Below are 13,178 nucleotides of genomic sequence, written 5' to 3'. Positions count from 1 at the left end.
TTCATTCCAGAGAAAGGTTCGCAGCACCCGCAGACGCCGCAGAGTGCGGGTCTGAATCGATCTCGGGAATGGAGAGATCCGTCATGGCTCAGGGAACCGTCAAGTGGTTCAACAGCGAAAAGGGCTTCGGCTTCATCCAGCAGGACGCCGGCGGCCCGGACGTGTTCGTCCACTACAGCAACATCGCGGGCTCCGGCTTCCGCAACCTTGAGGAGAACCAGCGCGTCGAGTTCGACGTCACGCAGAGCCCCAAGGGCCCGCAGGCCGAGAACGTCCAGGGCGTCTAAGACCCCTGGCCGTCGAGCACGCGGGCGGGGCCGCACCGGAGACCGGTGCGGCCCCGCTTTTCCTGTGTCCGGGTCCGCCTGCCGTACGTGTCGAGCGCCGTGGCGCGGCAGAGAGTAGGACGGGCCGGTTGTGGTTAGCATCCCCGGTATGACCCCGAGCCTTGAGCTGCACACCGAGCGGTTGACCATCCGGGACTGGACCGTCGACGACGCCGAGGCCGCCCTGCGGATCTACGGTGCCGAGGAGGTCGCGCGCTGGCTGACGCCGGATATGCGCACCGTCCGCGACACCGCGGCGATGCGGTCGGTGCTGCACGCCTGGGTGGAGGCCCAGCCCAACTTCATCCCGCCCGCCGGGCGCTGGGCCGTCGTGCACCGGGACAGCGGCGACCTGATCGGCGGGTTGTCGCTGCGCCTGCTGCCTCCGTTCGAGGAGGACTTCGAACTGAACTGGCAGTTGCGCCCCGACGCCTGGGGCAACGGCTACGCCACCGAAGCCGGCGCCGCCATCGCCGGCCGGGCCTTCCAGGAGGGCGTCGAGGAGCTGTTCGCCGTCGCCCGCCCCCGCAACACCCGCGCTGTCGCGACCGCGCGGCGCTTGGGCATGGAATGGGTCGGCGAAACCGAGAAGTACTACAACACGCGCCTGCAGGTCTTCCGGATCCGCCCGTCCGACGCCCCCGTCCGGACGCGCTGAGGCGCACCGCACCGCGGGCCCCGGCGCCCGCCCGATCCACCGGAGTCCGCGTGGCCGTCCCCGAACGCGATGTGGAGCGCATGCTCGCCGGCCTGGAGCCCTTCCTGCGTCCCGGCACCTACGTCTTCGCCCGCGCCGATGTGCCGCCCGCCGGCGTGGTCCCGGCGGTCACGGTCGCCGAGGACGAAGGCCTGACCGTGGTCTGCACCCGGGAGGAGGCCGAAGCCGCCGGGCTCGATTACGGTTTCGCGGCCGCATGGATCACGCTGCGGGTGCACTCCGCGCTAGATGCGGTGGGGCTGACCGCGGCGGTGTCGGCAGCGCTGGCCGAGGCGGGCCTGGCGTGCAACGTCGTCGCCGGCTACCACCACGACCACCTGTTCGTCCCCGCCGGCGAGGGCGAACGGGCGGCGGAGCTGCTGCGCCGGCTCTCCGGCGGCGGGGCGCGGCCCGGCTGAGGCGCCCGGTGCTCACTCCCGAGCGTCCGGACCGCCCGGCCGGACCAGCCGTTGGTACAGCGGCGCCAGCAGTTCCGCCGGATCGTCGCCGCCGGGGTCCGCGGGATCGGGATCGTCGGCGGCCGGCGGAGGCCCGGCGATCGCCACCGCCGGGGGAGCGCCGTCCAGACGGGGCGGGTCCGGAAGGTGCGGTGCGCGCCAGAAGCCGGCCGGCCCGCCGCCGGAGGGATCGGGCTCGGCCACACCCGGCGCCTCCGGTTCGGCCAGCGCCGCCGCCGCATCGGCGGACTCGGCCGGAGACCGCGCGGCGCGCCGCACATCCGCCAGCAGTTCGCGGCGCGGCCGACCCAGCCACTCCACCAGCAGGAGCGGGTCCGACTCCAGCGTGCGGGCCAGCACGAACAGCGCCGCCGCCGCGTGTTTGCACGGGTCGCCCCAGTCCGGGCACGAGCAGCTCACCACGACATCGCCGAGGCCCCCGGGCAGCAGCCGCAGCCCGACGACCTCGAACACCCGCTCCAGTTCCGGAGGGAAGCCGCCCGCCAGCAGCGCCGCGCGGAACACCGGCTGCGAACCCAGCGCGCGGGCCAGCGTCTGCCACTCCTCGGCACCCGGCAGCGCGGTGATGAGGCCGACCCGGTAGGAGACCGAGCGTGAGCCCGCGACCCGGGCCGTGACCTCGCCCGGTTGGGTCTTCAGTCGCGATACCGCGCCCTGCTCGGCGTAGACGCGGCCGCGCCGCACACGGTCGGGGTCGCCGTCGCGCTCCAGCACCTCCCGCAGGCGCCGGGCCGCCCACGCGCCGGGGCCCGCCTGATCCCCGGTCACGATGCCACCGCCTCGGGCGCCAGCTGCACGACTTCGCGCAGCCGGGCCGTGGACAGCTCCCCGAGCCAGTCCTCGCCGGCGCCCACCGCACGTGCGGCCAGCCGCCGCTTGCCTTCGATCATCGCGTCCACCCGCTCCTCCACGGTGCCCATGCAAACGAGCTTGCGGACCTGCACGTCGCGGCGCTGGCCGATGCGGAACGCGCGGTCGGTGGCCTGGTCCTCCACCGCCGGGTTCCACCACCGGTCGATGTGCAGCACGTGATTGGCGGCCGTCAGATTGAGACCGGTGCCGGCGGCCTTCAGCGACAGCATCAGCACCATGGGTTCGGGGCTCGCCTGGAACCGCCGGGTCATCTCTTCGCGCCGGGCGCGCGGGGTTCCGCCGTGCAGCCACAGCACCTCCCGGCCCAGGCGCCGGGCGAGGTAGGGGGCCAGGCGCTCGCCCAGCGCCGTGTACTGGGTGAAGCACAGCGCCTTGTCGCCGGCCGCCACCACGTGCTCCAGCAGCTCCTGCAGCCGCTCCAGCTTGCCCGAGCGCCCCGCCAGCGCCGAGCCGTCGCCCAGGAACTGCGCGGGGTGGTTGCAGATCTGCTTCAGGCGCGCCATGGCCGCCAGCACCACGCCTTTGCGCTGGATCCCCTCGGTGCCCTCCAGGCGCTCGGCCATGTCGTCCACGGCCGCCCGGTACAGGCTTGCCTGCTCGGGGGTCAGCGTGCACCACGCGCGGCTCTCCTGCTTGTCGGGAAGGTCGGAGATGATCGCCCGGTCGGTTTTCAGCCGGCGCAGGATGAACGGGCCGGTGATGCGCCGCAGCTGCGCCGCGCTGTCGTCGCCGTCGCCGGGGACGGTCCCCTCCTGCGCGGCCGCGCGCTCCACGCGCGCGCCGATACCGGCGCGGAAGGCCTGCTGGGATCCGAGCAGCCCCGGGTTGGCGAACTCCATCACCGACCACAGTTCGTCCAGGTTGTTCTCCACCGGCGTTCCCGTCAGCGCGATCCGGGCCCGGGCGGGCAGCCGCCGCACCGCCCGCGCCTGGCGGGTTCCGGAGTTCTTCAAGGCCTGGGCCTCGTCGCAGACCACCCGGTGCCAGGGCATCGCGGCGAGCTCGTCGGTATCGCGCAGCACCATCCCGTAGGTGGTGACGACCAGGTCGGCGCCGCCGGCGGCCTTGGCCAGGGCGTTGCCGCGCAGCCGCGCCGGACCGTGGTGGACGTGCACGGCCAGTCCGGGCGCGAATCCGGTGGCCTCGCGCTGCCAGTTGCCCACCAGCGACACCGGGCACACGAGCAGCGTGGGTCCGGGGCGCTCGGCCGCATCGGCGCGGCGCTCGTCGGCCAGCAGCGCCAGCAGCTGCACCGTCTTGCCCAGTCCCATGTCGTCGGCCAGCACCGCGCCCAGTCCCAACTCGCCCAGAAAGCGCAGCCACGCGGCGCCGCGGCTCTGGTAAGGGCGCAGCGCCCCGGTGAACCCGTCGGGCGCCTCCAGCGGCGCCATGCGGGACTCGGCGTCGCCGCTGAGCAGCGCCCCCAAGTGGCCGTCGGCGTCGACCCCGGTCACCGGCAGCGGGGTGGCGCCGGTCGGCGAGACGGCCATGCGCAGTGCCTCCTCGCGGCGCATCGTGCCGCTGCCGCGGCGGCGCAGGTAGGCCAGCGCGGTGCGCACATGCCCGGGGTCGACTTCGATCCAGCGCCCGCGCAGCCGCACCAGCGGCTGCTTGAGCCGGGCCAGTTCGGCGAGTTCGGCCGTGTCGACGCGTTCGCCCCCGCAGACGGCCTCCAGCGAGAAGTCGAGCAGGTCGTCGGCGCCGATGCCGCCGCCCCCGCCGGGGCGTTCGCGCGTGGTCAGCTGCAGCTCCACCGACCGGCGGCCCGACCACTCGGGCAGCACCACGGCGAAGCCGGCGGCGCTGAGCCGCGGGGCAGCATCGCGGATGAAGGCGTGGGCCCGGCCGGTCGTCAGCGTCAGCGCCGCCGGCGCGGGTTCGGCTCCGACGTCGCGCAGGGCGGGGTAGTGGCGTGCCGCCCGGGCGAGGTCCTCCAGGATCACCGACTCCACGCCGACGGGCAGGCGGTCGGCGCCGTCGCCCAGCCACAGCGCCGACAGCGAAACCTGGAGGCTGGGATCGGCGCGCGACTGCACCCAGAACTCCACCCGCCACTGCTCGCCGCCGGCCGGGACGTCCTGGTCGGGGGCGGGTTCCACCAAGCGGAAGACCAGCCGGGCGCCGCCGGCTTCGCGCTGAGCGGCGCTGTGCCAGGCGTGCAGTCGGGCGGCGAGGTCCGCGTCGGGGGATCCGGTGCGGTCGGCGCCGTCGGCGGCCGCCGTTGCGGGGTGCAGGCGGGCCTCGGGGCCGGTGAGCGCGGCCGTGAGCCGGTGGCCGCCGTTCGGGGGCGGCAGCACCGACAGCCGAGCGCGGGCGCGGGCGTCGGTCAGGTCGGCCAGGGCGCGGTAGACGGCCGTGCGCGGGGACGGCCCGCCGTGGGCGGCGGCCGACGGCGGCAGGGCCGCGACCAGTGCGGCGAAGTGCTCGCCGCCCGCTGTGCTGAGGACCGGGCGCCACCGCGCCTGCGGTTGGGCACCCACCAGGCGCGGCAGCAGGTGGCCGGCGTCCACCAGGCGTGCGGCGAAAGCGTCGACGGCCGCCAGGTGGACCGGGCCCGGACCGAGCGCGGCGCCGGGGCCGGCCTCGCCCGCATCGGAGCGGTGCAGCGCCTCCAGCAGTGCGGGCGCGTGTCCGGCGGGCACCTGCAGGCACGGCACTCGCCAGGTCGTGCGATCCGGGGACGCGGAGGTCCCGGACCGGGGGAGGGGAGCGGAACTCGCCAGGGGGCGGCCGCCGACCGACGGCAGCTGCAGGCGGGCCTGTGCGTCGGCGCAGGCGGAAACGGCGTCGGTGCCGCTGGCTGCGGCCACGGCCGCACGCAGCCGTTCGGCCGGCGCGGCGAAGGGGTGGAGGGGGGCCGCCGATCCGGCCCCGGTCGCGGGTGCGGGATCGGCGGCGGGGGAGGGCAGGGGCGCCTCTTCGGCCCACAGCACGGCGGCGCCGCCGTGACCGGGCTCTCCAGGACGCCACCAGCCGTGCAGACTCAGCACACCCGCTCCTCCTCTCGCGTCGTGCCGCTGCAGACGCTATCGCCCGGCGGCGACGGTTCCGGCGCGCCCGGTGCGTATCGGAACCGTCGCACGCTCGGGACGGGCTCCGTCGCCCGCGCCGTCGCGGCCTGTCGGCGATATGACCGATCGTGCTATTCTTTGGTCATGCGGTCAGAAGGCAGCTCGTCCGGACAGAGCGCACGTACCTTCACGGAGGAGGCACGGCGGGCGCAGATCGTCGAGTGCGCGATCGACACGATCGCCGACGTCGGCTACGGGCAGGCGTCGCTGGCCGGCATCGCCAAGCGCGCCGGGATCAGCAAGGGCGTGATCTCCTACCACTTCGCCGGCAAAGACGAGCTGATCGAACGCGTCGTCGAGCACGTGTACACCAAAAGCGCCGAAAACATGGCGCACCGCCTCCACGACCAACCGACGGCGGCGGCGACGCTGCGCGTCTACCTCACCGCGAGCATCGAGTTCATCCGCGACCATCCGCGGGAGATCGCGGTGATCGGCGACATCGTGGTCAATCACCGCGCGCCCGACGGAAGCTTGCGCTACGGCGTGCACACCGACGAGCCGCTGATCGCCCCGCTGCGCGAACTGTTCGAAGCGGGCCAGCGCAGCGGGGAGTTCCGCGCGTTCGCCCCCGAACCCATGGCACGCGTGCTGCGCGCGGCCATCGACTCGACATCGTCCCAGGTGCTGACCTTCCCCGACTTCGACGCCGACGCCTACGCCCGCGAACTCGCCACCACCTTCGACGTGGCGACCCGGAAGGATCCCTGATGACTGCAGCCGTGGCCGCAGGCGCCACGCCCCACGCGCCGCCGCCCACGAGGGGGGCGCCATGCCGGTGATCGCCGTGTCGAACCTGTCCAAGCGGTACGGCCGGAAAGTCGCAGTCGAGGACATGTCGTTCAGCGTCGAGGAAGGCGAGATCTTCGGCATTCTCGGGCCCAACGGCGCCGGCAAGACCACCACGGTCGAGTGCATCGCGGGACTGCGCACACCGGACAGCGGAAGCGTCTCGGTACACGGCCTCGATCCGCACCGCGAAGCCGCCGAGCTGCACCACATTCTCGGTATGCAGCTGCAGAAGAGCGAGATGCCCGACAAGCTGCGCGTCTCCGAGGCACTGAAGCTCTACGCGTCCTTCTACGAGAACCCGGCCGACTGGCGCGCACTGATGACCGAACTGGGACTGGCGGACAAGGCCGACAGCGCGTTCGACACGCTCTCCGGCGGTCAGAAGCAGCGGCTGTCCATCGCCCTCGCACTGGTCGGCGCCCCGAAAGTCGCCGTCCTGGACGAACTGACCACCGGCCTGGATCCGGCCGCCCGGCGCGACACCTGGGAGCTGGTCGAGCAGGTCCGCGACAGCGGCGTCACCGTCATCCTGGTCACGCATTTCATGGAGGAAGCCGAGCGCCTGTGCGACCGGCTGGCCGTCATCGACGACGGGAAGCTCGTCGCTCTGGACACGCCGGCCGGCCTGGTGGCCGACGTGGACGCCGAGCAGACGGTGCGCTTCCAACCGAGCACGGAATTGGACGACGCGGTGCTGACCGCGCTGCCGGAAGTGGCCTCCGTCGAGCGACGCGGTCGGCAGGTGGTGGTCACCGGCACCGGAAACCTGGTGCACGCGGTCACCTCGGCCCTGGTCCACCACCGGATCGTCGCCGCGGACCTGCGCGCCGAACAGGCCGGCCTCGACGACGCCTTCATCGCACTGACCGGTCGCCGGTTCGACCAATCCGCCGATTAAGGAGACGACAGTGCGGGCGTTGTACCGGATCACCGCCGTAGAACTCACGCTCTTCCTGCGAGACCCCGCCGCGTACTTCTGGACGCTGATCTTCCCTGTCGCCCTCGTGGCGATCATCGGAATCATTCCGTCGGCACACGAGTTCAGCGCCGAACTCGGCGGGCGCGTCATCGACTACTACACGCCGGTCGCGCTGGTCACGTCCTATGCGTTCCTCGGGCTCTTCGTCACGCCGGGCTACCTGGTCGGGTACCGGGAGAAGGGCGTGCTGCGGCGGCTCTCGACCACTCCGGTCGGCCCGGCCCGGGTACTGACCGCCCAATTGTCGGTGCAGACGGCCACCGCCGTGGTCACCACCGTGCTGGTGCTCGGCATGAGCGCGATGCTCTGGGACGTCGAGCTGCCGGACCACGTCGGCGGCTTCCTGCTCGCGTTCCTGCTTTCCGTCACGGCGATCCTGGCGATCGGGTCGTTCCTGGCCGCCGTGGTGCCGACCAGCAAGGCCGTCAACGCTATGGGCAGCACGCTGTTCTTCCCGCTGATGTTCTTCGCCGGGCTCTACGTCCCCACGGAGTTGCTGCCCGCGCCGGTTCCCGCGATCGCCGACTTCACCCCGCTGGGCGCCGCCGTCGAGGCGTTCGGCAACGCGGCCGAGAACGGCTGGCCCGGCATCACCCCGTCGGCGGTGCTGGCCGGTTACGCCGCGGTGTTCGGCCTCGCCGCAGCGCGCTTCTTCCGCTGGGAGTAGGGCCGAATCAGGGATGCTGCGGCATGCATGAACCAGTTTAGATCTACATTGTAAATGTGCTGGTGATTCTCCACCCCGAAACGATGTTCCGCCCGTTCGAAACCCCCGGCTACAACCTCCGCCCGCGAGACCGGGAGTCCGACGACCAGCGGTTCTCGCGCGGGACCATCCCGGGGCGGGGACATGCACTGACCCGGACATGCTGAAGGTCGCCGGCTCCCTGGTCACCGACCGGGTCCGTGCCTACGATCCCCTGCGGACGTTCGGCCGCGAGGGACGCTCCACCCTGCTGGGGGAGGCGTTCGCTGAAAATACGGGCGCATCGCCGACACCGAACACCTGCCTCCGCGTGGTCGACCGGTCGGCGACACCGCCCCCGGGCCTACCGCGACGGCATGGAGGACCAGCTCTGCGCGCTCGGTCTGGTCCTCCATGCCGTGCGCTCGACGACGCGCTCTATCGGCGCCGCCGTCGCCCAGTTCCAGGCTGAGGGGCACGAACTCCGCGTCCGCGAGGAGGACGTCGCCCGGCTCTGCCCGCCGAGCACCGCAACCTGAACCTGCTCGGCTGGGAGCGGTTCGGGCCGCTGCCTGCGTCTCTACAGGCCGTCGCTCGGTCGCTCAGATGAGGGCGCCGCCGGAGACCTCGATTCGCTGGGCGGTGACCCAGCGCAGGCCCTCGGAGGCCAGCGTGGCGATGGCGTCGCCGATCTCCTCGGGTTCGCCGACGCGGCCGAGCGCGGTCTGCCCGGCCAGAACCCGGCGCATCTCGGTGTCGTCTCGCATCGCCCCACCGTTGAAATCGGTGGCGGTCGGTCCCGGGGCGATGGAGTTGACCCGGATTCCGCGCGGGCCGAGTTCTGCGGCGAGGGTGCGGCTCAGGGCTTCGACGGCGGCCTTCGAGGCGGAGTAGACCGAGGTGGCGGGGCTGGTGTGGCGGGTCAGTGACGTCGAGACGTTGATGACGCGGCCGCCCTGGGCCAGCAGCGGCACAAGTGACTGGATGAGGAAGAACGTGCCCCGGACGTTGGTGTCTATCACCGTGTCGAAGTCGTCGATCGTGACGTCCTCCAGCGGTCCGAAGACCCCCACGCCCGCGTTGTTGACCAAGATGTCGATCCGCGAAGCACCCCAGCGCTCCAGCTGCTCGTTCAGCTCGGAGGCGAAGGACGCGAAAGAGGAGACGTCGCTGATGTCGAGCCGGAGAACAGCGGCAGTCCCACCCACCGCCTGCACCTGTTCCGCCGTCTTCTCAGCCCCGGCCGCATCACCGCGGTGGGTGACCAAGACCCGCACCCCGTGTGTGGCCAGAGCGATGGCCGCGCCACGTCCGAGTCCGCGATTCGCACCGGTCACCAAAGCGATCGTGTCGATCGTCATGAACTGTTCCTCCCCCGCTCGGCTACCGGAACTCACCCGGGCGCCACAGATAGGATGCGAGTCACTTGACTCGCCGTACTCTCGCACCCTAAGCAGGACTTTGGAGGCGAGTCAAGTGACTCGCCTCGTGCTTGCGGCATACTGTCCGCATGGCAGCAGAACTCTCCGCGCACCACCGCAGACTCGCTCAGCAGAAACGCGAGGCGATCACCACCGCAGCCACCGAGCTGTTCCTGGATCGTGGCTACGACGGCACCTCACTGGCCCAGATCGCCGAAGCGGCCGGGGTCTCCAAGTCCACCCTGTTCAAGCGGTTCCCCACCAAGGCGGCACTCTTCGAGGCCATCGTCACCGAGTCCTGGCAGCGTGACGCCGGCGACGCCGTCGCGCGGCCACAGACCGGAGATCTGCGCTCGGGACTGACAACCGTCGGTCACCGCTATGCCGACCTGGTCGGCCAGCCCGGCATGGCGGCCCTGTTCCGGATCGTCATCGCCGAACTTCCTCGTTTCCCCGAACTGGGACGGATGCAGTTCCAGCTCGGCAAACTTCCCTACTTCACCTCAGTTCAGCAGTACTTGCAGTCCGAGCACGAGGCGGGCAACGCTGATGTCCCGGACGCCGCAAGCGCCGCGAACCAGTTCCTCGGCATGATCGCCAACTACGTCCTGTGGCCCCGCATGCTGCTGACCGACTGGAACCCCGCAGCCTCCGACATCCACGACGCCGTCGAACAGGCCGTCCAGACCATGCTCGCCAGATACACTCCGACCCGCCAGCCCGGCCCGAAGCCGCAACGTTGACACTGGCGCGCAATGCTCGACATCCGCGACGCCTCCATTCGGCGGCAAATGCCGACGCCGCTCTGCGGTACCGGCCGACAAAACCGACTCCGTGCGTAGCGCCTACCTGGACAACCGGCCCATCGGCCCGCGGAGACGTCGGCGACCACCTGTGTAGGACCGGTTCCGGCGGCGGCGAGCGCCGCGTTCACCAGCCCTTCTCCAACGCAGCACGCTCCCAATCCCCGTTCACAGCGGCGGCCTCATACGTGCTCTGCAGGAACTCCATCAGCGCGGCCGCGGGATCGGGCGCGCGGCGCACGCTGTCGTAGGGAAGCAGGAACTCGCCCAGCCCCCGGTCGTAGTAGGCCCCCTGCGGACCGACGGGGTGCTCGGCGAAGCCGGACGGCTCCGGGTAGGCGTAGCCGTAGAAGCTTCCTTCCCGGGAGCCCCCGGGCCAGAAGCCGCAGCTGGACAGTTCGTGGGAGTGGGCCTCGACCATGACCCAGTCGCCGCAGTTGGGCGCACCGCCGGGGTGGGTGGGCGCGGTTCGGCCGGAGAAGCGGGTCAGCGCCAGGTCCATCGCTCCCCAGAAGAAGTGCACCGGGCTGGTCTTGCCGATGAAGCGGGAGCGGAAGCGGCTGAACACGCCGTGGGCGGCCACGAGCTGCTGCCAGAACCGGTAGGCGTGGTCGGGATCGTAGGAGGTGTGTTCGGTGTCCTCGGCGAAGGGCACGGCCCGCTCGACCTCGACGGGCACGGGTGTGATGTCGGCCTCGATCCCCAGATCGCGTAGAGCGTCGGTCGTCTCGGCGTAGAAGGCGGCGACCGGTTTGGCCTCCAGCGCCACCCCGCCGGTGCGGCCGGTGCCGGTGCGCAGGCGCAGCCGGTGGTCGCAGAAGTCGAACTCGGCGTCGAAGAGGCCGCCGTCGTAGGGGACGGGCGAGGTGGTCAGGCCGCGGGGCGATACATACAGCGGAATCTGCCACCAGTGGTTGACCATCGGCGCGAAGGCCAGGCGCACCTTGCCGACGATCTGGCACCACATGTGCAGGGTGTCGCGGGTCGGGGTCCATTCCTCGACGTCCAGCGCCGGCCAGGCCGGGGGCGGCGGCGCACTGCTGGTCTGGGTCATCTCGACTCCCGGTGTCGTCTACGTCGGCCGGAGGCGGCTCCGCCGGCGGCGGCGCTACGCCGGCCGCCCCTGCGCTCACTACCCGCAGGCGGTGCCCGCCTATCGCCGCCGACGGCCGTATCCGCACCGCATCGCTCCGCCCGAGTGCGCACGGTCCCGGTGGCGGGGTCCGGGTTGCCGAAGCTAATCTAGACGTATAAGATCCAGAATTATGCGGATGGCGGAAGGCGTCGAGTGGGCGCTGCACAGTTGCCTCAACCTGGCCTGGGTGGGGCCCGAGCGGGCGGTGCCCGCCGCGGCCCTGGCGGCGTTCTACGACCTTCCCGCCGCCTACCTGAACAAGCAGTTGCAAGCCTTGGCCCGCGCCGGCGTGGTGTACTCCACGCGCGGTCCCGGTGGCGGCTTCCGGCTCGCGCGCGATCCCGGGCGGATCACGCTGCTGGACGTCGTCGTCGCGATCGAAGGGCGCGAGGAGGCGTTCCAGTGCACCGAGATCCGGCAGCGCGGCCCCGGGGCCGCCGGCGCCGCGCCGAGTACTCCGTGCCTGGTCGACCAGGCGATGCGCCGGGCTGAGATCGCCTGGCGCACCGAACTGGCCGACCAGACGATCGCGGAGTTGCAGGAGCGGGTGAGCCGGGCCGCCCCCGAGGTTCCGGTGCGCGCGCGGCAGTGGTTGGGAGCGGCTCCCTGAACGGGTGCTGCCTGCCGCGGAGCGGCTTCGTGCGGACTAAAACTGGATATTAAATATCGTAGAAAGGGGAAATGATGGCCTCCACCGGCACGACGGAAGCCGCGGGTCCTGCACCGGCCGCGGCGGATCCGTCGCCGGGCTCCCTCGTCCGCGGCTGGATGGCCGTATGCGCGGTCGCGCTGGGCATCTTCGCCGTCATGACCACGGAGTTGACCCCCGTCGGCCTGCTCAGGCCGATCGGAGCGACCCTCGCGGTATCCGACGGGGCGGCGGGGCTCATGGTGACCGGCCCCGGGCTGGTCGCGGCGGTCGCGGCGCCGACGACGATCGTGGTCCTGGGCCGCGTGGACCGCCGCGCCGTGCTGGCCCTGCTGCTCGGGGTGCTGGTGGCCGCCAACCTCATCAGCGCGCTCGCCCCGGATTTCGCGGTGCTGCTGGCGGCCCGCCTGCTGGTGGGCGTGAGCATCGGCGGCTTCTGGGCGATCGCCGGGAGCCTGGCCCTGCGGCTCGTCCCGCAACGGCACGTCGCCGCAGCGACCTCGGTCGTCTTCGGCGGCGTCGCCGCGGCATCGGTGCTCGGCGTGCCGCTGGCGACGGTCCTGGGCGATCTGGCCGGTTGGCGAGCGGCCTTCGCGGGGCTCGGGGGTCTGGGCGCGGCGGCGGTCGTGCTGCTGTTCCTCCTGGTCCCCCGGTTGCCCGCGAGTGAGCCGATCCGTCTCGGGCAGCTGCCGGCCCTGGTGCGGTCCAACGCGGGCGTACGCGTCGGGATCGCACTGACCGTCCTACTGGTGACCGGGCATTTCACCGCGTTCACCTACGTCCGTCCGCTGCTCGGCGACGTGTCGGGGATGCCGGCCGGGATCATGGGCGGGCTGCTGCTCGGCTACGGCGCCGTGGGGATCGCCGGGAACTTTCTGGCCGGCGCCGGCGCCGGCCGTAACGCGCGCAGTACCGTCCTCGCGATCGCGATCGCGCTCACCGCCGCTCTTCCCGTGTTCGCTCTGGCGGGCACGACACCGCTGGGCGGGGGAGCGGCGCTGCTGCTGTGGGGGCTGGCCTACGGCGGAGTCTCGGTCGGCCTGCAGTCGTGGATGATCGCCGCCGCTCCGCGCGCGGCCGAGGCGGCCACGGCCCTGTTCGTCTGCGCGTTCAACGCGGCGATCGCCTCCGGCGCACTGGTGGGCGGACTCGTGGTGGACACGCTGACCGTACCCGGCGCTCCCTGGGCCGGTGCGGCCCTGACCCTGCTCGGCGCCGCTGTGGCTCTGGGCGCGCGCCGCAGATCCCCGAGCACCTGAACACCTGAA

Annotated in this window: 14 protein-coding genes; 10 read left to right on the top strand and 4 right to left on the bottom strand. The window is 72.1% G+C overall.

Annotation, left to right across the window (positions count from 1 at the left end):
* Window positions 1-83: 83 nt before the first annotated feature.
* The 3 genes from HNR25_RS23475 to HNR25_RS23465 all read left to right on the top strand — a co-directional run bounded on the left by HNR25_RS23475 (window position 84) and on the right by HNR25_RS23465 (window position 1,442).
* Window positions 84-287, top strand: coding sequence for a cold-shock protein (locus tag HNR25_RS23475; RefSeq protein WP_040272319.1), 204 nt, complete (start codon window positions 84-86; stop codon window positions 285-287).
* Between the two features lie 148 nt (window positions 288-435).
* The gene (locus HNR25_RS23470; protein ID WP_184639950.1) at window positions 436-984 is read left to right on the top strand and encodes a GNAT family N-acetyltransferase; all 549 of its coding nucleotides are present in this window, start codon (window positions 436-438) and stop codon (window positions 982-984) included.
* A gap of 50 nt (window positions 985-1,034) precedes the next feature.
* Window positions 1,035-1,442: an ACT domain-containing protein gene (locus HNR25_RS23465; protein WP_312862756.1), complete on the top strand. Its 408-nt coding sequence runs from the start codon at window positions 1,035-1,037 to the stop codon at window positions 1,440-1,442.
* A 12-nt stretch (window positions 1,443-1,454) separates the two neighbouring features.
* Here the strand turns inward: HNR25_RS23465 and HNR25_RS26960 are convergent, their stop codons facing one another.
* Together HNR25_RS26960 and HNR25_RS23455 are read right to left on the bottom strand one after the other, a co-directional pair.
* Window positions 1,455-2,270: an SWIM zinc finger family protein gene (locus tag HNR25_RS26960; RefSeq protein WP_184639946.1), complete on the bottom strand. Its 816-nt coding sequence runs from the start codon at window positions 2,268-2,270 to the stop codon at window positions 1,455-1,457.
* Complete coding sequence (locus HNR25_RS23455; RefSeq protein ID WP_312862755.1) at window positions 2,267-5,365, bottom strand: DEAD/DEAH box helicase; 3,099 nt, start codon at window positions 5,363-5,365, stop codon at window positions 2,267-2,269. The genes HNR25_RS26960 and HNR25_RS23455 overlap by 4 nt, the downstream gene beginning before the upstream one ends.
* 165 nt (window positions 5,366-5,530) lie before the next feature.
* Between HNR25_RS23455 and HNR25_RS23450 the strand changes: the two genes are divergently transcribed.
* The 4 genes from HNR25_RS23450 to HNR25_RS23435 all read left to right on the top strand — a co-directional run bounded on the left by HNR25_RS23450 (window position 5,531) and on the right by HNR25_RS23435 (window position 8,441).
* Entirely contained in the window at window positions 5,531-6,157 is a 627-nt protein-coding gene (locus tag HNR25_RS23450) for a TetR/AcrR family transcriptional regulator (RefSeq protein WP_184639944.1), read from the top strand.
* A gap of 61 nt (window positions 6,158-6,218) precedes the next feature.
* On the top strand, window positions 6,219-7,136 hold the full coding sequence (locus HNR25_RS23445; protein ID WP_184639942.1) for an ABC transporter ATP-binding protein: 918 nt from the start codon (window positions 6,219-6,221) through the stop codon (window positions 7,134-7,136).
* Window positions 7,137-7,146: 10 nt separating this feature from the next.
* A complete protein-coding gene (locus HNR25_RS23440) occupies window positions 7,147-7,884 on the top strand; it encodes an ABC transporter permease (RefSeq protein ID WP_184639940.1) in 738 nt (245 codons plus the stop codon).
* A gap of 395 nt (window positions 7,885-8,279) precedes the next feature.
* Window positions 8,280-8,441, top strand: coding sequence for a hypothetical protein (locus HNR25_RS23435; protein WP_184639938.1), 162 nt, complete (start codon window positions 8,280-8,282; stop codon window positions 8,439-8,441).
* A gap of 63 nt (window positions 8,442-8,504) precedes the next feature.
* Here the strand turns inward: HNR25_RS23435 and HNR25_RS23430 are convergent, their stop codons facing one another.
* Window positions 8,505-9,263: an SDR family NAD(P)-dependent oxidoreductase gene (locus HNR25_RS23430; protein WP_184639936.1), complete on the bottom strand. Its 759-nt coding sequence runs from the start codon at window positions 9,261-9,263 to the stop codon at window positions 8,505-8,507.
* A gap of 149 nt (window positions 9,264-9,412) precedes the next feature.
* On the opposite strand from HNR25_RS23430, the gene HNR25_RS23425 reads away from it, so the two are divergent.
* Window positions 9,413-10,066 carry a TetR/AcrR family transcriptional regulator gene (locus HNR25_RS23425; protein ID WP_184639934.1) on the top strand — a complete coding sequence of 218 codons (654 nt, stop codon included), beginning with the start codon at window positions 9,413-9,415 and terminating at the stop codon, window positions 10,064-10,066.
* A gap of 187 nt (window positions 10,067-10,253) precedes the next feature.
* On the opposite strand, the gene HNR25_RS23420 is transcribed toward HNR25_RS23425, so the two are convergent.
* Window positions 10,254-11,180, bottom strand: a complete 927-nt coding sequence (locus HNR25_RS23420) for a DUF5996 family protein (RefSeq protein ID WP_184639932.1) — start codon at window positions 11,178-11,180, stop codon at window positions 10,254-10,256.
* A gap of 217 nt (window positions 11,181-11,397) precedes the next feature.
* On the opposite strand from HNR25_RS23420, the gene HNR25_RS23415 reads away from it, so the two are divergent.
* Complete coding sequence (locus tag HNR25_RS23415) at window positions 11,398-11,871, top strand: RrF2 family transcriptional regulator (protein WP_184639930.1); 474 nt, start codon at window positions 11,398-11,400, stop codon at window positions 11,869-11,871.
* A gap of 71 nt (window positions 11,872-11,942) precedes the next feature.
* Window positions 11,943-13,169 (top strand): MFS transporter, encoded by a 1,227-nt coding sequence (locus HNR25_RS23410; RefSeq protein ID WP_246464751.1) that lies wholly within the window; start codon window positions 11,943-11,945, stop codon window positions 13,167-13,169.
* Window positions 13,170-13,178: the final 9 nt, after the last annotated feature.

Origin of the sequence: Streptomonospora salina, assembly GCF_014204715.1 — a bacterium.
Classification (GTDB): Bacteria; Actinomycetota; Actinomycetes; order Streptosporangiales; family Streptosporangiaceae; genus Streptomonospora; species Streptomonospora salina.
Note: the sequence above shows the minus strand (reverse complement) of the source record. Positions and strands in the feature narration are given on the sequence as shown.